The 17,979-nt window shown below is 72.8% G+C and carries 16 protein-coding genes; 6 read left to right on the forward strand and 10 right to left on the reverse strand.

Annotated features, from left to right (window positions below; all coding sequences use genetic code 11):
* Nucleotides 1–99 precede the first annotated feature (99 nt).
* Nucleotides 100–1,200, forward strand: a complete 1,101-nt coding sequence (locus tag ACZ4NB_RS20260; RefSeq protein ID WP_467663345.1) for a zinc-binding dehydrogenase — start codon at nucleotides 100–102, stop codon at nucleotides 1,198–1,200.
* A gap of 55 nt (nucleotides 1,201–1,255) precedes the next feature.
* On the opposite strand, the gene ACZ4NB_RS20265 is transcribed toward ACZ4NB_RS20260, so the two are convergent.
* The gene (locus ACZ4NB_RS20265; RefSeq protein WP_467663347.1) at nucleotides 1,256–2,257 is read right to left on the reverse strand and encodes an urea transporter; all 1,002 of its coding nucleotides are present in this window, start codon (nucleotides 2,255–2,257) and stop codon (nucleotides 1,256–1,258) included.
* A 72-nt stretch (nucleotides 2,258–2,329) separates the two neighbouring features.
* Nucleotides 2,330–2,986 carry a TetR/AcrR family transcriptional regulator gene (locus ACZ4NB_RS20270; RefSeq protein ID WP_467663349.1) on the reverse strand — a complete coding sequence of 219 codons (657 nt, stop codon included), beginning with the start codon at nucleotides 2,984–2,986 and terminating at the stop codon, nucleotides 2,330–2,332.
* Between the two features lie 97 nt (nucleotides 2,987–3,083).
* On the opposite strand from ACZ4NB_RS20270, the gene ACZ4NB_RS20275 reads away from it, so the two are divergent.
* On the forward strand, nucleotides 3,084–4,235 hold the full coding sequence (locus tag ACZ4NB_RS20275) for an acyl-CoA dehydrogenase family protein (RefSeq protein WP_467663351.1): 1,152 nt from the start codon (nucleotides 3,084–3,086) through the stop codon (nucleotides 4,233–4,235).
* Nucleotides 4,236–4,387: 152 nt separating this feature from the next.
* Nucleotides 4,388–5,041, forward strand: coding sequence for a TetR/AcrR family transcriptional regulator (locus ACZ4NB_RS20280; protein WP_467663672.1), 654 nt, complete (start codon nucleotides 4,388–4,390; stop codon nucleotides 5,039–5,041).
* Here ACZ4NB_RS20280 and ACZ4NB_RS20285 read toward each other — a convergent pair.
* A complete protein-coding gene (locus ACZ4NB_RS20285) occupies nucleotides 5,022–5,483 on the reverse strand; it encodes a MaoC family dehydratase (protein WP_467663353.1) in 462 nt (153 codons plus the stop codon). The two genes, ACZ4NB_RS20280 and ACZ4NB_RS20285, sit on opposite strands and share 20 nt — an antisense overlap.
* 340 nt (nucleotides 5,484–5,823) lie before the next feature.
* Between ACZ4NB_RS20285 and soxR the strand changes: the two genes are divergently transcribed.
* Nucleotides 5,824–6,381: a redox-sensitive transcriptional activator SoxR gene (soxR, locus tag ACZ4NB_RS20290; RefSeq protein ID WP_467663355.1), complete on the forward strand. Its 558-nt coding sequence runs from the start codon at nucleotides 5,824–5,826 to the stop codon at nucleotides 6,379–6,381.
* A 25-nt stretch (nucleotides 6,382–6,406) separates the two neighbouring features.
* Here the strand turns inward: soxR and ACZ4NB_RS20295 are convergent, their stop codons facing one another.
* The 5 genes from ACZ4NB_RS20295 to ACZ4NB_RS20315 form a co-directional block, all read right to left on the reverse strand.
* Nucleotides 6,407–7,849: an amidase gene (locus tag ACZ4NB_RS20295; RefSeq protein WP_467663357.1), complete on the reverse strand. Its 1,443-nt coding sequence runs from the start codon at nucleotides 7,847–7,849 to the stop codon at nucleotides 6,407–6,409.
* A gap of 93 nt (nucleotides 7,850–7,942) precedes the next feature.
* Nucleotides 7,943–8,056 (reverse strand): MFS transporter small subunit, encoded by a 114-nt coding sequence (locus tag ACZ4NB_RS20300; RefSeq protein WP_467663359.1) that lies wholly within the window; start codon nucleotides 8,054–8,056, stop codon nucleotides 7,943–7,945.
* Nucleotides 8,053–9,456, reverse strand: coding sequence for an OFA family MFS transporter (locus ACZ4NB_RS20305; protein WP_467663361.1), 1,404 nt, complete (start codon nucleotides 9,454–9,456; stop codon nucleotides 8,053–8,055). Before ACZ4NB_RS20305 ends, ACZ4NB_RS20300 begins: the two co-directional genes overlap by 4 nt.
* 105 nt (nucleotides 9,457–9,561) lie before the next feature.
* Nucleotides 9,562–9,882, reverse strand: coding sequence for a 3-keto-5-aminohexanoate cleavage protein (locus ACZ4NB_RS20310; protein WP_467663363.1), 321 nt, complete (start codon nucleotides 9,880–9,882; stop codon nucleotides 9,562–9,564).
* A 99-nt stretch (nucleotides 9,883–9,981) separates the two neighbouring features.
* The gene (locus ACZ4NB_RS20315; RefSeq protein WP_467663365.1) at nucleotides 9,982–10,596 is read right to left on the reverse strand and encodes a hypothetical protein; all 615 of its coding nucleotides are present in this window, start codon (nucleotides 10,594–10,596) and stop codon (nucleotides 9,982–9,984) included.
* Between the two features lie 254 nt (nucleotides 10,597–10,850).
* On the opposite strand from ACZ4NB_RS20315, the gene ACZ4NB_RS20320 reads away from it, so the two are divergent.
* Complete coding sequence (locus ACZ4NB_RS20320; RefSeq protein ID WP_467663367.1) at nucleotides 10,851–13,691, forward strand: penicillin acylase family protein; 2,841 nt, start codon at nucleotides 10,851–10,853, stop codon at nucleotides 13,689–13,691.
* A 124-nt stretch (nucleotides 13,692–13,815) separates the two neighbouring features.
* Nucleotides 13,816–14,838, forward strand: a complete 1,023-nt coding sequence (locus ACZ4NB_RS20325) for a LysR family transcriptional regulator (protein ID WP_467663369.1) — start codon at nucleotides 13,816–13,818, stop codon at nucleotides 14,836–14,838.
* Between the two features lie 52 nt (nucleotides 14,839–14,890).
* Here ACZ4NB_RS20325 and ACZ4NB_RS20330 read toward each other — a convergent pair whose 3' ends face one another.
* The gene (locus tag ACZ4NB_RS20330; protein ID WP_467663371.1) at nucleotides 14,891–16,207 is read right to left on the reverse strand and encodes an MFS transporter; all 1,317 of its coding nucleotides are present in this window, start codon (nucleotides 16,205–16,207) and stop codon (nucleotides 14,891–14,893) included.
* Nucleotides 16,208–16,506: 299 nt separating this feature from the next.
* Nucleotides 16,507–17,784 carry an exo-beta-N-acetylmuramidase NamZ family protein gene (locus ACZ4NB_RS20335; protein ID WP_467663372.1) on the reverse strand — a complete coding sequence of 426 codons (1,278 nt, stop codon included), beginning with the start codon at nucleotides 17,782–17,784 and terminating at the stop codon, nucleotides 16,507–16,509.
* Nucleotides 17,785–17,979 lie beyond the last annotated feature (195 nt).

A 17,979-nucleotide genomic window follows, 5' to 3' on the forward strand; every position in this document is an offset into this window, starting at 1 on the left:
TCGCTGCAGTTCTGATCCTGCCGGGCGGCGGGGGCCACAGCGTCCCCCGCCACGAGGCCCGCCCGTCCCGCCCGCCGCCCCGCGCACCGAGGAGTCCTTGTGGTCCGCGCCGCCGTACTGCCCGCCGTCAACGCCCCGCTCCAGGTGACCGAGATCGACCTGCCCGAGCCCGGCCCCGGGCAGGTCCGTATCCGACTCGCCGCCGCCGGCGTCTGCCACTCCGACCTCTCGCTGTCCAACGGCACCCTGCGCCAGCCCGCCCCGGCCGTCCTCGGCCACGAGGGAGCGGGCACCGTCACCGCGGTCGGCCCCGGCGTGACCACGGTGGCTGCCGGCGATCCGGTCGTCCTCAACTGGGCGCCGTCCTGCGGGGACTGCCACTTCTGCGGGCTCGCCGAGCCCTGGCTGTGCGCCCACTCCGGCCTCGCCGCGAACGCCCCGTACGCCCGACTCGCCGCCGACGCCACCGAGCTCTACCCGGGCCTGGGCACCGCCGCCTTCGCCGAGGAGACCGTGGTGCCCGCGCACGCCGCGCTGCCGCTGCCGGCCGGGGTGCCGCTCGCCGACGCCGCGCTGCTCGGCTGCGCGGTGCTCACCGGCTGGGGCGCGGTGCACCACAGCGCGCGGGTGCGCGCGGGGGAGTCGGTGGTGGTCTTCGGCGTCGGCGGGGTGGGGCTGGCCACGCTGCAGGCGGCACGGATCGCCGGGGCGGGCCCGATCGTGGCCGTGGACGTCTCCCCGGACAAGGAGGAGCTGGCCCGCTCGGCCGGTGCCACCGAGTTCGTGGTGGCCGACGGCGCCGCGTTCTTCGAGAAGGAGGGCGCCAAGCGGATCCGCAGGCTCACCGGGGGCGTGGGCGCCGATGTCGCCATCGAGTGCGTGGGCCGCGCCGACACCATCCGGACGGCCTGGACCTCCACCCGGCGCGGCGGCCGGACGACGGTCGTCGGCATCGGCGGTCAGGACCAGCAGGTGACCTTCTCCGCCCTGGAGATCTTCTACTTCGGCCGGACCCTCTCCGGCTGCGTCTACGGCAACAGCGACCCCGCCCGCGACCTCCCCGTCATCGCCGCGCATGTCCGCTCCGGTGCCCTGGACCTCTCCGGCCTGGTCACCGACCGGATCGGCCTCGACGGCATCCCGGCCGCCTTCGAGGCGATGCTGGCCGGCAAGGGCGGACGGGCGCTGGTGGTCTTCTAGCGGAGGCCGGACGACCGACCGGACGACCGACCGGGCGGCGGCACCCGGCGCCGGCTCATTCCCCCGCCGGGTCCGCCGCCGCGGCCCTCCTCTCCGCCCTGCGCAGCCGGGGGAAGGCCGGTGCCGCGGTCAGGAAGGCCAGCGAGACCAGGACGAACGGCCAGGTGAAGGCGTGGCCGCCGGACGGTGCGAAGACGGCGGCCAGTGCCGGGGTGAGCACCGTCGCGGCGCCGGCGCCGGCCACCGCGTACGCCAGGCTCCAGCCGTCCGCGACGAGGAAGACCCCGCACAGCGCCATCGCGACCAGCACGGCGTTGTAGCCCAGCGCGCCCTCGGCCACCTGCTCGGCGGGGGCGCCCAGGGCCCATGCGGTGCCGATGCCGACGGCGCTGCCGACACAGGCCAGTGCGCCCGCCCGCCGGCAGGCGACGAAGATGCCGGCCAGGAAGATCAGGCCGACGTACCACTGCGGCATGAAGAAGATCTGCCCGACGTTGGCGAAGAAGGCGTGCCAGAGGTCGGAGAAGGTGAGGGCGGCGGGCCCGACGGCCGGGCGGGGCAGCGCGGCCGGACCCGCGTCCTGGTGCCAGACCCGCTGGAATCCCGGCGCGGCGATGGTCAGCGCGCTGGCCGTCAGGCAGAAGGGCAGGGTGAAGGCCGGCAGGTCCCAGGTGGCCAGTATCCGGGCGGCGGCACCGGTCAGTACGGTGACCACCGCGCTGCCGGCCAGGGCGAGCAGGGCGGTGGAGGGGCGGTCGGCGCCGAGGAACACCGCGCAGCCGACCGCCACCAGGCAGGCGTTGAACCCTTCGAGGCCCGCGGTGATCCGGTCCCGGTCCACGCCCAGGAAGCGGGCGGTGGCGGTACCGACGGCCGTGCCGATCAGCCCGTAGAGCCCGTAGCCCCAGCCCGCCGCGAACAGGCCGATCGAGAACACCGCGCCGGTCAGCGCGTTCGGCAGGAAGTCGACCTGCGCCTGTCCGCGCAGCACCTCGATGACGAACCGTCCGTAAGGCGTCTGAAAGGGGCCGTTGATGGCCGTGCCCCACTGGCGCACGCCGCCTCCTGCTTCCCGCACCGCGCCCCTGCCCGTCAGAGGCTGGTGCACTTTACAGCCGGCGACCGGTGCTCATGAGCGCGTGGGGCCCGGCGGCGGTGCCGTCTCGGGGTGCTGCAGCGCCAGGCCGTCCACCAGGGCGCGCAGACCGGTCTCGAACGCGCCCTCGTCCACCTGGCGCTGATGCTCCGCGAGCAGATGCGCCTGGCCCAGGTGCGGATAGTCGGCGGGGTCGTACGCGCTCGGGTCGTCCACGAAGCCGCGGGCGAACGAGCCCAGGGCGGAGCCCGCCACGAAGTAGCGGACCATCGCGCAGACCCGGGTGGCCTGTGCGGGCGGCCAGCCCGCCTCGACCATGCCGCCGAACGCCGCGTCGGCCATCTTCAGTCCGGCCGGGCGCCGGCCCGGCCCCTGGGCCAGGAACGGCACGATGTGCGGATGGGCGGCGAGCGCCGCGCGGTAGGAGCGGGCCCAGTCCAGCAGCCCGGCGCGCCAGTCCGTGCTCTTCTCGAATGTCGACACATCGACCTTGGCGATGACCGTGTCGGCGACCGCGTCGAGGATCTCGTCCTTGGTCGTGAAGTGGTTGTACAGGGACGGCCCGCTCACGCCCAGCTCCGCCGCCAGCCGCCGGGTCGACAGCGCCGGCAGCCCTTCGGAGTCGATCAGCGCAAGCGCCGTGGAGACGATGCGCTCGCGGCTCAGCAGGGGCTTGCGGGGTCGGGCCATGGCGCACATAGTAGAGGCGCCCAGCGAAAACTAGCAGTGCTAATTAACGGCGTGCGACGAGGGCGCGCGGCACTGCTCATGGTCAGGAGGGGGCCGGATGGATCTGGAGCTCAGCGCGGAGCAGGCCGCGGTGCGGCGGCTCGCCCGGGACTTCGTCGACCGCGAGGTCGCGCCGCACGCCGCCGCCTGGGACCGCGCGGAGAAGGTCGACCGCGGCATCGTCGAAAAGCTCGGCGACCTCGGCTTCCTCGGACTCACCGTTCCGGAGGAGTACGGCGGTTCCGGCGGCGACCACCTCTCCTACGTCCTGGTGACCGAGGAGCTGGGCCGCGGCGACTCCGCGGTGCGCGGCATCGTCTCCGTCTCGCTCGGCCTGGTGGCCAAGACCATCGCCTCCTGGGGCGAGGAGCGGCACAAGCGGGAGTGGCTGCCGCGGCTGACCTCGGGCGAGGCGGTCGGCTGCTTCGGCCTGACCGAGCCGGGCACCGGCTCCGACGCGGCGCAACTCGCCACCCGGGCGGTCCGGGACGGGGACGACTACATCGTCGACGGCGCCAAGATGTTCATCACCAACGGCACCTGGGCCGATGTGGTGCTGCTCTTCGCCCGCACCGGCGACGCCCCGGGCCATCGGGGCATCAGCGCCTTCCTCGTGCCGACCGACAGCCCCGGCCTGACGCGCCGTGAGATCCACGGGAAGCTGGGGCTGCGCGGCCAGGCCACCGCGGAGCTGGTGCTGGACGGCGTACGGGTTCCGGCCGCCGCGATGCTGGGCCCCGAGGGCAAGGGCTTCTCGGTGGCGATGTCCGCGCTGGCCAAGGGGCGGATGTCGGTCGCCGCCGGCTGTGTGGGCATCGCCCAGGCCGCACTGGACGCCGCGATCGGCTACGCGGGCCGGCGCGAGCAGTTCGGCAAGCCGATCGCCCGGCATCAGCTGGTGCAGGAGCTGATCAGCGATATCGCGGTGGATGTGGAGGCCGCGCGGCTGCTGACCTGGCGGGTGGCCGATCTCATCGAGCGCGGTGAGCCGTTCGCCACCGCCGCCTCCCAGGCCAAGCTGTTCGCCTCCGAGGCCGCGGTGCGCGCCGCCAACAATGCGCTCCAGGTCTTCGGGGGCTATGGCTATATCGACGAGTACCCGGTCGGCAAGCTGCTGCGCGACGCCCGGGTGATGACCCTCTACGAGGGCACCAGCCAGATACAGAAGCTGGTCATCGGCCGTGCGCTGACGGGGGTCTCGGCGTTCTGACCCCCTCGTGCGGGCGCCGGGCCGCGCGCCGCGGCCCTCGGGCCTGTCCGGTCCCGCCACCGGACAGGCCCTAAGCGCTTGCTCAGTAGCGCGGTATGGTGTTCGATCCGTCCAAGGAACGTCCCTGGCGGATCGAGGAGCGGGGTGCGGCGATGGGTGCGGCGGCGGAGCAGGCTGCGGAGGAGAACCAGGAGTGGGCCGGGGTGACCCCGGACGCAGCGCGGCGGCTGGTCGGCGCCGCCGTCGAGGCGTTCGCCGAGCGCGGCTACCACGCCACCACCACCCGCGACATCGCCGGCCGGGCCGGTATGAGCCCGGCGGCCCTCTACATCCACTACAAGACCAAGGAAGAGCTGCTCTACCGCATCAGCGGCATCGGCCACGAAAAGGCCCTGCGCATCATGGGCGCCGCCGCCGAGGCCGAGGGCGGCGCCACCGAGCGGCTGCGCGACGCGGTGCGGACCTTCGCCCGCTGGCACGCCGAGCACCACACCACCGCCCGGGTCATCCAGTACGAACTCCAGGCGCTGAGCCCCGAGCACTACACCGAGATCGCCGGTCTGCGCCGCCGGACGGACCATCTGCTGCGGCAGATCATCCAGGACGGCGCGGACAGCGGGGAGTTCCGGGCCGACGACGTACCGGGCACCACCCTGGCGGTGCTGTCGCTGTGCGTGGACGTCGCCCGCTGGTTCTCGGCGGACGGCCGGCGCACCCCCGACGAGGTCGGCGCGCTCTACGCCGACCTCGTGCTGCGGATGGTGGGCGCCGACCCGGCGGGCCCCGCTACAGGTAGAAACGGCTGACCGACTCCGCGACGCACACCGGCTTGTCGCCGCCCTCGCGCTCGATCGTCACCACCGTGGTGAGCTGCACACCGCCCGTGACCTCGGCGACGTCGGCGATCTTCGCGGTGGCGCGCAGCCGCGAGCCGACCGGCACCGTGGCCGGGAAGCGCACCTTGTTCGTGCCGTAGTTGATCCCCATCTTCACGTTGTCGACCCGCATCAGCTGCGGCACGAAGGCGGGCAGCAGCGACAGCGTCAGATAGCCGTGCGCGATGGGGGTGCCGAACGGGCCCGCCGCGGCCCGCTCCTGGTCCACATGGATCCACTGGTGGTCGCCGGTGGCGTCCGCGAAGAGGTCGATCCGCTTCTGGTCGATCTCCAGCCAGTCGCTGGTGCCCAGTTCCTCGCCGACCGCGGCCCGCAGCTCGTCGAGCGACGCAAACACTCGGGGCTCTGCCATCTCCGTCTGCCTCCTTGGATCCACCTACGCCGCCGTGCACCGGGTGCCGCCGTCGCACACCGGGCCGACGCTGAGCAAGCACTTACTAAGCGCTTGCTCAGCATGCGGGTGCGGATACCCGCTGTCAACGCTTGCGGAAGAGCCGCGGCTACGGGCCAGCCCTTAGGGCCTGTCCGATGGATCCTGGCCGGGCCCGCGGCTTCTGGCACGGCACCTCGCGGCGTTGCCGAATCATCCCGATAGCTCCGCTATCGAGACGCTCCGGCGCCTTGCGATGCACCGCACCAGACGCCGCGGTCTTTCCGACCCTGACCCATCGGACAGGCCCTAGGCTGGAGAAGTGCCCCAGCTTCCGTTCAAGGTTCATGAGCTCTCCGTCGGCCAGCTCTCCGCGCGCAGCGGCGCCGCGGTGTCCGCGCTGCACTTCTACGAGTCCAAGGGGCTGATCAGCAGCACCCGGACGGCGGGCAACCAGCGCCGCTACTCCCGGGACGCGCTGCGCCGGGTCGCCTTCGTACGGGCGGCGCAGCGGGTCGGGATCCCGCTCGCGGTGATCCGGGACGCGCTGGCGGAGCTGCCGGACGAGCGCACCCCCAACCGCGACGACTGGGCCCGGCTCTCCCAGGTGTGGCGCTCCGAGCTGGACGAGCGGATCAGCCAACTCGTCGAGCTGCGCGACCGGCTGACCGACTGCATCGGCTGCGGCTGCCTCTCGCTGGAGAAGTGCGCGCTGTCCAACCCCTACGACAACCTCGGCGAACAGGGGCCCGGCGCCCGGCGGCTGCGGGTCGACCGCCGCGCCAAGGACCCGGAGCCCGCGCCGTCCGGACCCGAGGACGGCTTGCCGCGTCAGGAGGCCGTGCCGTCGCCGTGCGGCCCGCAGGGCGCGCAGGGCTGAGCGCGGGCGGTCGTCGGGCCCGCACTCACCACAGGGCCGGCTTGCGGGCCGCCCACGGGCGGGCCTGCTCCAGCTGTGCGGACAGCGCGATCAGCGTCGCCTCGTCGCCGTACCGGCCGGCGAACATCACACCGATCGGCAGCCCCTCGGAGTTCCAGTGCAGCGGGACGTTGACCGCGGGCTGGCCGGTGGCGTTGCAGAGCGCGGTGAACGGGGTGAAGCCGCCGAGGGCGGCGAACTCGGCCTGCGGATCGTCGTCGTTGCGCAGTGCGCCGACGGCCACCGGGGGCGTCGCCAGGGTCGGCGAGAGGATCACGTCGTAGCCGGTGCCCGGCGGCATCAGGCCGTCGGCGAGGGACTGGGCGAGCATGCGGAAGGCGTACATCGAGCGCGCGAACTCCGTCCCGGAGACCTGCCCGCCGCGCTCGCGCAGATAGCGGGTGAGCGGCATCAGCAGCTCCTCGCCCTCCGGCGGGACCGGCTGGTTCGCGGCCATCACGGACCAGACACGGGTGAACGCCTCGCGGATCGAGTCGTCCGACGGCAGCGAGAGCTGCTCGACCTCGTGGCCGAGGCCGGTCAGCAGCGCGGCGGTGTCGTCGGCGGCCGTGCGGCAGTCGGGGTGGATCTCGACGCCCGGGATGGGCGCCCCGGTCAGGCAGGCGATCCGCAGCCGGCCGGGATCGCGCAGGGCGTACGAGGCGAAGGTCTCGCCGGGCGGCAGCGACGGCGCCGCGTACGGGTCGCCGGGCATCGTGCCCGCCATGACGTCCAGCAGGGTGGCCGCGTCGGCGACCGTACGGGCCAGCGGGCCGGAGGTCGCAAGTCCCGTGATGTCGTGCATCAGCGGACCGCTGCTGATCCGGCCGCGGCTGGGCTTGATGCCGTACAGCCCGCAGACCGACGCCGGGATGCGGATCGAGCCGCCGCCGTCGCTGGCGTGCGCGACGGGGGCCAGGCCGCCGGCGACCGCCGCGGCCGCGCCGCCGCTGGAGCCGCCGGCCGAGCGCGTCAGGTCCCAGGGGGTGCGGGCGGGCGGGGCGAAGCCGTTCTCGGTGTAGCAGGGCAGCCCGAATTCGGGGGTGTTGGTCTTGCCGAGCAGGATGGTGCCGCCCGCCCGCAGCTTGCCGGTGACGTGGTCGTCGACCGCCGGCACGTTCTCGGCCAGCGCCTGCGAGCCCATCGTGCAGCGCACCCCGGCGACCTGGTGGAGGTCCTTCATGGGGACCGGTACGCCGTGCAGCGGCGGCAGTTCGCGGCCCTCGCGGCGGGCCGCGGCGGCCTCGCTCTCGGCCTCCGCGGCCTGCTTGCGGGCGATCTCGGGGGTACGGGTGATGAAGGCGCCCAGTGTGTCGTCGAGCCGATCGATCCGCGCGAGGTAGTGCTCGGTCAGCTCCACGGGGGAGAGCTCCCCGGACCGGATCCCCTCGGCCTGTTCGAGCGCGGACAGATCGTGTAGCTCGGCCATGGACGTCTCCCTCCTACGGGTGCCCGCGCGGCCCTGGTGCCGTACGGGCGCGGGGGCCGGTGCCCGCGCCGGGTGCGCTGCCGGTGCGGGTGATCAGCCCGTGAACAGTTGTTTCAGCTTGAGGGTGAGTTCGTAAAGGCCGTACAGGAAGGGGACGGCCACCCACAACCAGACCAGGGCGAGGAGGAGGGCGCGGCGGGCGGTCACTGCTCGGCTCCCTTCACATCGGCGGGCGCGGACCCGGTCGCGGCACGGCGGCCGGCGGCCGACCGCTCGTCGGACGCGGGTGGTTGGCGGTGGCGGGGGTGCACGGGCCGGACCAGCTCGTTGGCGGCGAAGCCCACGGCCAGCAGCCCGATCATGATGAAGAAAGAGGTGGAGTACAGGTCCGGGCCGCTGCGGCCGGCGGCCTTCCGGCTGTCGGCGACGGCGTTGACGATCAGCGGGCCGAGCACGCCCGCGGTGGACCAGGCCGTCAGCAGCCGGCCGTGGATCGCACCCACCTGATACGTGCCGAACAGGTCCTTCACATACGCCGGGAGGGTGGCGAACCCGCCGCCGTAGAACGACAGGATCACCGCCGCGCAGACGATGAACAACGGCTTGGAAGCATCGCCGGCCAGCGCGATCAGCAGATACATCAGGGCGCCGACGCCGAGGTAGAGACGGTAGGCGTTCTTGCGGCCGGCCAGGTCGGACGCGGAGGACCAGACGATCCGGCCGAGCATGTTGGCCAGCGAGAGCAGGCCCACGAAACCGGCCGCGGCCGACGCGCTCACCGGTGCCGCGGTGCGGGCGAAGAAGTCGGAGACCATCGGGGCGGCCTTCTCCAGGATGCCGATGCCCGCGGTGACGTTCATGCAGAGGACCACCCACAGACACCAGAACTGCGGGGTGCGCAGCGCGCCGCGGGCCGAGACCCGGGCGGTGGTGACCAGTGGCCGGGCCGTCGAGGCGCCCGCGGCCGGTCGGCCCGGCGGCTCCCGGTCGTCGGCGGGGACCCGCACCAGCAGCACGCCCAGGGACATGAAAACCGCGTAGGCCAGGCCCATGACCAGGAGGGTCCGGGCGATCCCGGAGGTGTCCGAACCCAGGGCGGCGAGCAGGTGGGTGGTCCAGGGCGAGGCGATCAGCGCGCCGCCGCCGAAGCCCATGATGGCGATGCCGGTGGCCATCCCGGGGCGGTCGGGGAACCACTTGATGAGGGTGGAGACGGGGGAGATATAGCCGATGCCCAGGCCGACGCCGCCGATGGCGCCGTATCCGAGGACGATCAGCCAGTACCGGCCGGTGGCGGCGCCGAGGGCGGCCACGAGTAAGCCGCTGCAGAAGCAGAGGGCCGAGACGGACATCGCCCAGCGCGGGCCGTTGCGTTCGACGAGGGTGCCCCCGAACGCGGCGGAGAGCCCGAGCATCACGATGGCCAGCTGGAAGGGGAGCGCGGAGGCCGTCCCCGACAGCTGGAGGGCGGACTCCAGGGGCGGTTTGAACACGCTCCAGGCGTAGGTCTGTCCGATGGCGAGATGGATGGACAGGGCGGCGGGCGGGACGAGCCACCGGCTCCACCCCGGAGGGGCGACGGTGCGGGAACGGGCGGGCGCGTTCATGCGGCGGAACGTACCTCGCCGGTCACCCTCCGGGAAGGCCGCACGCCGAAGTCGCCGCGGCGCGCACCAATGCGGCGTTGCCGTCGGCCGGGGTGCCGTCGGGCATCAGGAGGGTGTCCTCGATGCCATGGGGCACCTCCAGGATCTGATCCGGTCCACCCGGCGGTGGGGGAGATCCGGCTCGGTCCAGGCGCCGGTCGTCACGCCCACCGGGACGTCCACCGCCGCCCGGACGGCCTCCAGGGCGGGGCCGACCACGCGCGGCGAGAGGGAGTCACGGCCGCACGGGGTCTTGGGGTGGACATGGACGTCCTCGGCGCCGGCCGCCACCGCCTGCCGCGCCGCCTCGGCGAGCGCCGCCGGAGACATCGGCACCGCGCCCGAATCGGCCGCGGTCCGCGGTCCGTTGAGACATACCTGCAACATGCCTTCGATGATGGCACCGGGGGCCGACAACGACTCCGGCCGCGGTGCCGGACCGCTCCTGCGGCGGCAGGCGGCGGCAAGCAGCGGCGGCCGACGGGCTCAGGCCGCGGCGAACGCCCCCGCGCCATGGGCCCGGCCCGCCGAGGTCAGCGCCTCACGGGTCAGCACCGACACCGGGGCCAGCACCCCGCACTGCCGGCAGGCCGGCCCGGGCGCCGGGGCGTCGGCGGTCTCCGGGAGCCAGGCGAAGCGCGTGCCGCCGCACACCGGGCAGTCCCGGCGCGGCCGCCCGGTCTCCATCGCCACGATCATGCGGCGCAGCACCACCGCGAGCCGGGCCGCCGGGTGCCGCTGCGGGGACTCGCACGGCACGATGTCGCAGCCGCCCCAGGTCCGCCGGTGCCAGTCGTCGATCGCGCTGGGCTGCCGGATGCCGTCGTGCTTCTCCTTGCGGCGCCGGGCGGCGAACTCCTCCTCGTACGTGAGCCAGAGGGCGCGGGCCTCCTCCAGCTCGGTCAGCGCGGCGACCAGCCGCTCCGGGTCCGGATCGCGGTCCTGGGTCGCGATACCGGCCCGGGTGCACAGATGGTGCCAGGTCGCCCGGTGTCCGTAAGGGGCGAAGCGTTCAAGGCACTTGCGCAGGGCGGTGCGCCGCTGAGCTGCGACGAGTCGTGGATTGCGGACCTGTTCTGCGAGGGCTCTGAAACCGGCCATTTCATCCCACCTCCGGGGGGAGGACCCGACTGGACGGGGATGGGACGTAGCCGGCCGCCGCCTGGATCCATCGAACTTTCGTGCGGTTCGCCGGTGTTGCCGTGAGATGTCACGCCGGTGGCGGCCGTTGCGTGTGGGGAAGAGGAAAAGATGACTGTTGTTCATCTTCCCGCCAGGGATAACCGCCGGTAACGTCCCGCCCACCCTCCCCCGAGTTCGTGAGGAGCAGGGGGGACCCCCATCGAGGAGCAGGGATGCGACGACGTACCGGAAGGCTCAGGACCGCCGCCGCGGCGGCCCTGTTCGCCTTGGGTGCCACGGTCTTGGCACCACCCCCCACCGCGGCCGCCGCGCCGAGCGATGCCCACGACTACTGCGAAGGCCAGTGCGCCGACATCCTGCCGCCCGGCGCCACCGGCAACGCCACCCTGGTGGAGATCCTCGGCAACAAGCTGTTCGGCACCCACCCCGAGCACTCCACCGACCAACTCGCCCCGTACGGCGCGCTGGCGAGCGGCTACCAGTCGCTCACCGACGACACCCTCACCCAGTTCTTCAACGACGCCTCCTTCGGCGTCCCCGACGGCCAGGTCGGCAAGGTCACCGCGCCCCGCGACGACGTCACCATCACCCGCGACAAGAAGACCGGCGTCCCGCACATCAAGGGCACCACCCGCTACGGCACCGAATTCGGCGCCGGATTCGCCGCGGGCCAGGACCGGCTCTGGCTGATGGACCTCTTCCGCCACATCGGCCGCGGCGAGCTGACCTCCTTCGCCGGCGGCGCGCTCGCCAACCAGGGCCTGGAGCAGCAGTTCTGGCCGCAGGCGCCGTACACCGAGAAGGACCTCCAGCAGCAGGTCGACTACATCAAGGACCACAACGGCGAGCGCGGCAAGCAGGCGATGGCCGACGCCCAGGCGTACGTGGACGGCATCAACGCCTACCGCGAGCAGTCCAAGAACGGCCGCTACTTCCCCGGCGAGTACGTGCTCACCGGGCATATCGACGCGATCACCAACGCCGGTGAGATCGCGCCCTTCAAGCTCACCGACCTGATAGCGCTGGCCTCCGTGGTCGGCGGCCTCTTCGGCAACGGCGGGGGCGGCGAGGTCACCAACGCGCTGTCCCTGCTGGCCGCCCAGCAGAAGTACGGCGCCGAGAAGGGCACCGAGGTCTGGGAGTCCTTCCGGGAGCGCAACGACCCCGAGGCGGCCAAGACCCTGCACGACGGCAGCAGCTTCCCGTTCGCCGTCAAGCCGGCCGAGGCCAAGGGCACGGCGCTGCCGGACCGCGGCTCGGTCACCCCCGAGCCGCTGGTCTTCGACCGCACCGGCGCTGCGACCACCAAGAGCGGTACCCCGCCCCGGGACCCGGTCGCGGCCCCGAAGAAGTTCCGCAAGCTGGAGGGCCTGTTCAAGGACGGGGTGCTGCCCAAGGGCAGCTTCAACCCCAACCAGCGCCGCGGGATGTCCAACGCCCTGCTGGTCTCCGGCAAGCACACCGCCAGCGGGCACCCGGTCGCCGTCTTCGGCCCGCAGACCGGCTACTTCGCGCCCCAGCTGCTGATGCTCCAGGAGATCCAGGGGCCCGGCATCAGCGCCCGCGGCGCCTCCTTCGCGGGCGTCGGGATGTACGTCCAGCTCGGCCGCGGCCAGGACTACGCCTGGAGCGCCACCTCCGCCGGCCAGGACATCACCGACACCTACGCGGTCGAGCTGTGCAACGCCGACGGCTCGCCGGCCACCAAGGACTCCACGTCCTACCGCTACCGCGGCTCCTGCGTCCCCATGGAGAAGCTGGAGCACACCAACTCCTGGAAGCCCACCATCGCCGACCCGACGGCGGCCGGCTCGTACCGGATGCAGGTCTTCCGGACCAAGTACGGGACCGTCACCCACCGCGCCACCGTCCGCGGCAAGCCCGTCGCCTACACCGCGCAGCGCTCCACCTACCGCCACGAGGCCGACTCGATCATCGGCTTCCAGATGCTCAACGACCCCTCCGCGGTACGCGACGCCCGGTCCTTCCAGAAGGCCGCCCAGCACATCGGCTACGCCTTCAACTGGTTCTACGCCGACTCCCGCGACACCGCGTACTACAACAGCGGCCTCAACCCGGTCCGCAACCCCGCCGTCGACCCGTCGCTGCCCATCACGGCGGACGACGCCTATGAGTGGCAGGGCTACGACCCCGCCACCAACACCACCGACTACACCCCGCCCGCCCAGCACCCGCAGTCCGTCAACCAGGACTACTACATCTCCTGGAACAACAAGCAGGCAAAGGACTACGACTCGGCCGGCTTCGGCAACGGCTCGGTGCACCGCGGCAACCTGCTGGACGACCGGGTGCGCGCGCTGACCAAGGAGGGCGGGGTGACCCGGGCCTCGCTGACCCGGGCGATGTCCGAGGCCGCCGTCACCGACCTGCGCGGTGAGGACGTACTGCCCGAACTCCTGCGGGTGCTGGGCAGCAAGCCGGTCACCGACCCCCGGCTGAGGACCGCGGTCCAGCAGCTCCAGGCATGGGCCAAGGACGGCGCCCAGCGCCGGGAGACCGCCGCCGGCTCGCACACCTACACCCACCCCGACGCGGTCCGGTTGATGGACGCCTGGTGGCCGCTGATGATCGAGTCCGTCTTCAAGCCGGGGCTGGGCGGCGACCTGTACGGCGCGCTGGGCGCCAACCTGGCGATCGACGAGTCGCCGTCGGCCGGCCACGGCCCGACCGGGGCGCACGCAGGATCGGCGTTCCAGTACGGCTGGTGGAGCTACGCGGACAAGGACCTGCGCTCGGTGCTCGGCGACAAGGTCCAGGGCCCGCTCGCCCGGCGCTACTGCGGCGGCGGCGAGCTGTCCGCCTGCCGTGACACCCTGCTGGCGACCCTTGGGCAGGCGAGCGGCAAGACGGCCGAGCAGGTCTATCCGGGCGACGCGAGCTGCAAGGCCGGTGACCAGTGGTGCGCGGACGCCATCATCCACCGCGCGGTGGGCGGTCTGACCCACGACACCATCAGCTGGCAGAACCGGCCGACCTATCAGCAGGTCGTGGAGTTCCCGGCACACCGTCAGACGGGTACCGGACACCGGTAGACGGGTACCGGACACGGTTTCCGGCGGGTGAAGGCCCCGGGGCGGGACCCCGGGGCCTTCGCATGTGTGCGCGGGTATGCTGCACAGTCCTGATCTCCGGGGAGGGAAAGCGAGTTGGGCGCGCATGACCGTGTCAGGTCCCAAGCAGTACCCGCCGGAGCTGCTGGACACCACCATGGACCAGCTGCGCACACTGATCGTCGTCCATGAGACGGGTACCGCGCTGGGCGCCGCGCGCCGGCTGGGCCGCGGGCAGTCCAGCGTGCAGAAGCAACTGGACACCATGAACCGCACCTTCGCCGCACTGTGCGGCGAGGAGCTGGTGCTCAAACAGGGGCGGGGGAGGGACGCCCTGTTCACCGCGACCGGCGAGGCGCTGGTCGACCTGGCGCGGCGCACCCTCGGCGAATGGTCGGACGGCGTACGCGACGCCCGCCGCCGGCTCGGCAGGACGCTCTCCGTCGGCACCACCCGCTACACCCTCGGCTTCCTGCTGGACGCGGTGGAGCGGGTCCGCGAGGACTACGAACGCGACGGCGTCGACCTCAAGGTCACACACGTCCGCACCGGCGACCTCTTCACCAAACTGCGCTCCAAGGAACTCGACCTGGTCTGCGGCAGCGTCGTGGTCACCGAAGGCGCGGAGGCCGAACTGCTGGCCCCGTACGAGGTCATGGAGTGGCGCCGCAGCGGCCTGTCGCTGCTGACGAACCTGCCGCCGGAGCGGCTGCCCGGCACCTCCCTCGGCGCGAGCGAGCTGCCCCGGCTGCCCCTGGTGATCTCCGCGCGCGGCCTCATCGGCCGCTTCCTGACCGCGTGGTACGGCCCCGACTACCGCCAGCGGCTGTCCGTCGCGGCCGAGATCGAGGCCGCGCACTACGGCTTCGAGCTGCTGCGCTCCGGGGTCGTCAGCGGGGCGATGCTGGTCACCCGGGGCATCGGGGAGGCGGCCGCGGACGGTCGCCTCCCGGAGGCCGGCGGGCTGCGCACCCTGGAGATCGTCGGGGAGACGGAGCCCCTGACCGAGGTGCTGGTCGGCGTCTTCACCCGGCGCGGGGAGCGGGCGTCGTATCCGCCCGGCCACCCCCTCAACCTCCTGTGGGACGCGCTGTCGAGGGAGAGCGGCCGGTGGTGGCTCAGCTCGTGAGGCCCGCGCCCCGGTCCGCCGGCACCCGACCGCGGGGCGCGGCGCCGGGCCCTCAGGCCAGTTCCCGCTCCCGGGTCTCCGGCAGCGCCAGGACGCACAGCAGCGAGACGACCGCCATGGCGCTCACGTACCAGCCCACCGACGCGGAGCCGAACGCCGACTGGAGCCGGGTGGCGGCCAGCGGCGCCACCGCCCCGCCCAGCACCCCGCCCAGGTTGTAGGCCAGCGAGGCGCCCGAGTACCGCACCGCCGTACCGAACAGCTCCGGTAGATACGCGCCCATCGGGCCGTACACCACGCCCATGCAGAACAGCGCGCCGCCGAGGCCGAGCGCGATCAGCGCCGGCTGCCGGGTGTCCAGCAGCGGGAAGAGCACCAGGCCCCACAGCACGGCCAGGCCGCTGCCCGCCAGGACCAGCCTGCGGCGGCCGGCGCGGTCGGAGCGGGTGGCGGCGAGCCAGGTGCCGGCGGCCAGGAAGAGGCAGGCGATCAGCGAGAGCCCCAGCATGGTGTTGCGGGAGACGCCCAGCTCGCCGGTCGCGTAGGACAGGCAGTAGGTCGTCGCGGTGTAGAAGAGCCCGTAGGCGACGATCATGCCGCCCGCGCCCAGCAGCAGTTCGCGCGGATGCCGGCGCAGCACATCGACCGCGGGGACCCTGCTGGCCTCCTGGGCGTCCCTCACCTTCGCGAACACCGGCGTCTCGCTGATCTTCAGCCGTACGAACAACCCGACGCCGACCAGCAGGAACGACAGCAGGAACGGCACCCGCCAGCCCCACGAGCGGAACGCCGCGTCGTCCAGCACGGACGACAGCAGCCAGAACACCCCGGTCGCCGCGAGGAATCCGACGGACGGGCCGAGCTGCGGGAAGGCGGCGTAGAGCCCGCGGCGTCCGCGCGGCGCATGCTCGACCGCGAGCAGCGCGGCCCCGCCCCACTCGCCGCCCAGGCCGATGCCCTGCAGGAAGCGCAGCGCGATCAGCAGCAGCGGCGCCCAGAGCCCCAAGGTGCCGTAGCCCGGCAGCAGCCCGACCAGCGCCGTGGACAGCCCCATCAGCAGCAGCGAGGCGACCAGCACGGACTTGCGGCCCACCCGGTCGCCGAAGTGGCCGAAGACCACCGACCCGATCGGCCGCGCGGCGAACGCCACCGCGTAGGTGGAGAACGCCGCCAGGGTGGCGTTGACCGGCGAGAGGGTCGGAAAGAACGCCTGGTTGAGGACGAGCGCGGCGGCCGTCCCGTAGATGTAGAAGTCGTAGAACTCGATGGCCGTCCCGATGAACGAGGCCACGGCCACCCGCCGCAGACTCTCGCCCCCGTCACACGCACCGTCCGCCGTCTTCCGTACCTCTGTCGCGTCATTGTTCACCAGCGCACTTTCCTGGTCGGTGTACCGGGCAGTCAATACCCGAACGCGCCGTCCCGGTACGTGAGACGGGCGGCCTCCGGTGCAGCGCGCCGGCGGCCACGGCCCGTTGTCAGTGCCCTGTGGAACACTCGCCGGCACGGTTCGAGCAAGGGGCCGAACAGGCTGTAAACCAAGGGCTCGTCGCCTTCTTCTCCGCGGCGGCCGAGGGCGGACATGGGGCGTTCATGAGCTTCAGCTTCTACGGGCCGGTCGATCGGACGGGCCGTGCGGGGCGTTCCCGCCGCCGTGCGCCGCCCCGGTCAGTGAGGTGACGGGTAGCGGAGATAGCGGGCGCGTACGGCGCGGAATTCGGCGAGATCCGCCTGCCAGGCGGCGACGATCTCGTCCGGCTCCGCGCCCGCGTCGATCATCTTGCGTACCGTCGACGATCCGGTCAGCCGGTCGATGCCGTTGTCGGGGCGCCAGGCGAAGCCGTCCCAGACCCGCTTGGCGGTCACCAGCAGCGCGATACCGGTGCGCACCGGGTCGTACGCCTCCCGGTCGTGCACATGGAGCTGGACTCCGCCGATCGTCCTGCCCTGGAACTTGGAGAAGGTGGGCGCGAAGTAGGTCTCCCTGAAGTGCACGCCGGGCAGGTCGAGTGCGTTGGCGGCCGCGGCCCAGCGGCGGTCGACGCCGTCGGCGCCCAGCAGCTCGAAGGGGCGGGTGGTGCCGCGACCCTCGGAGAGGTTGGTGCCCTCGAACAGGCAGGTGCCGGCGTAGACGAGGGCGGTGTCCGGGGTGGGCATGTTGGGGCTCGGGGGCACCCACGGCAGGCCCGTCGCGTCGTAGAAGTCGCCGCGCCGCCAGCCGGTCATCGGCACGGTCTGAAGCTCCACCGGCCGTCCGGCGGCCGCGGGGACGAACTCGCCGTTGAACAGCAGCGCCAGTTCCAGCACCGTCATGCCGTGCGCCTGGGAGATCGGCTCGCGGCCGATGAAGGAGGCGTACGCCCTGTGCAGCACCGGGCCGCTGGCGAAGCGGCCGGTGACCGGATTCGGGCGGTCGAGGACGATGAGGCTCTTGCCGGCGAGGACGGCCGCGATCATGCAGTCGTAGAGCGTCCAGATGTAGGTGTAGAAGCGCGCGCCGACGTCCTGGATGTCGAAGACGACGGTGTCCACGCCGGAGGCGGTGAAGACGGCGGCCAGTTCCTTGCCGCTCTTGTTGTAGGTGTCGTAGACCGGGAGCCCGGTGGCGGGATCGTCGTAGCGGCCCTCGGAGCCGCCCGCCTGCGCGGTGCCGCGGAACCCGTGCTCGGGGCCGAAGACGGCGGTCAGCCGCACCCGGTCGTCGGCGTGCAGGACGTCCACGATGTGCTCGGCCGTACGGGTGATGCCGGTGGGGTTGGTGACGATGCCGACCCGGCGGCCGTCCAGGAGGCGGTAGCCGTCGGCGGCCAGCCGCTCGAAGCCGGTGTGCACCCGCCGCCCGCCGCCGGTCGCCGGCTGTGCGGCCCGTGCGGCCGCGGCCAGTGCCGTACCGGCCGCTCCGGTCGCCGCCAGATGCCCGAGCAGAACGCGTCTCGACAGAGCCATCCGTACACCTCCGTGTTCAGCCAAGCAGGGGGAGCAGGGGAGCCGGGGAGCAACCGGTGCGTGCCGTGTGCACGCTAGCCCGCCGGGCGCCGTGGGGGAACGGACCGGGCCGCGGCGATGGGGACGGACTCTTCCGCCAGGACATACCGACTGGTTAGTCTGCCTGTCAGTCGAACCGATGCGACCGAGGGAGAC

The organism is Streptomyces sp. NPDC026575 (assembly GCF_055567415.1).

Coding starts and splice junctions, on each gene's coding strand:
- ACZ4NB_RS20305 (WP_467663361.1), bottom strand. CDS start 9,456: ATGAACGCGCCCGCCCGTTCCCGCACCGTCGCCCCTCCGGGGTGGAGC.
- ACZ4NB_RS20325 (WP_467663369.1), top strand. CDS start 13,816: ATGACCGTGTCAGGTCCCAAGCAGTACCCGCCGGAGCTGCTGGACACC.
- ACZ4NB_RS20320 (WP_467663367.1), top strand. CDS start 10,851: ATGCGACGACGTACCGGAAGGCTCAGGACCGCCGCCGCGGCGGCCCTG.
- ACZ4NB_RS20310 (WP_467663363.1), bottom strand. CDS start 9,882: ATGTTGCAGGTATGTCTCAACGGACCGCGGACCGCGGCCGATTCGGGC.
- ACZ4NB_RS20270 (WP_467663349.1), bottom strand. CDS start 2,986: ATGGCCCGACCCCGCAAGCCCCTGCTGAGCCGCGAGCGCATCGTCTCC.
- ACZ4NB_RS20315 (WP_467663365.1), bottom strand. CDS start 10,596: ATGGCCGGTTTCAGAGCCCTCGCAGAACAGGTCCGCAATCCACGACTC.
- ACZ4NB_RS20275 (WP_467663351.1), top strand. CDS start 3,084: ATGGATCTGGAGCTCAGCGCGGAGCAGGCCGCGGTGCGGCGGCTCGCC.
- ACZ4NB_RS20280 (WP_467663672.1), top strand. CDS start 4,388: ATGGGTGCGGCGGCGGAGCAGGCTGCGGAGGAGAACCAGGAGTGGGCC.
- ACZ4NB_RS20295 (WP_467663357.1), bottom strand. CDS start 7,849: ATGGCCGAGCTACACGATCTGTCCGCGCTCGAACAGGCCGAGGGGATC.
- ACZ4NB_RS20285 (WP_467663353.1), bottom strand. CDS start 5,483: ATGGCAGAGCCCCGAGTGTTTGCGTCGCTCGACGAGCTGCGGGCCGCG.
- ACZ4NB_RS20335 (WP_467663372.1), bottom strand. CDS start 17,784: ATGGCTCTGTCGAGACGCGTTCTGCTCGGGCATCTGGCGGCGACCGGA.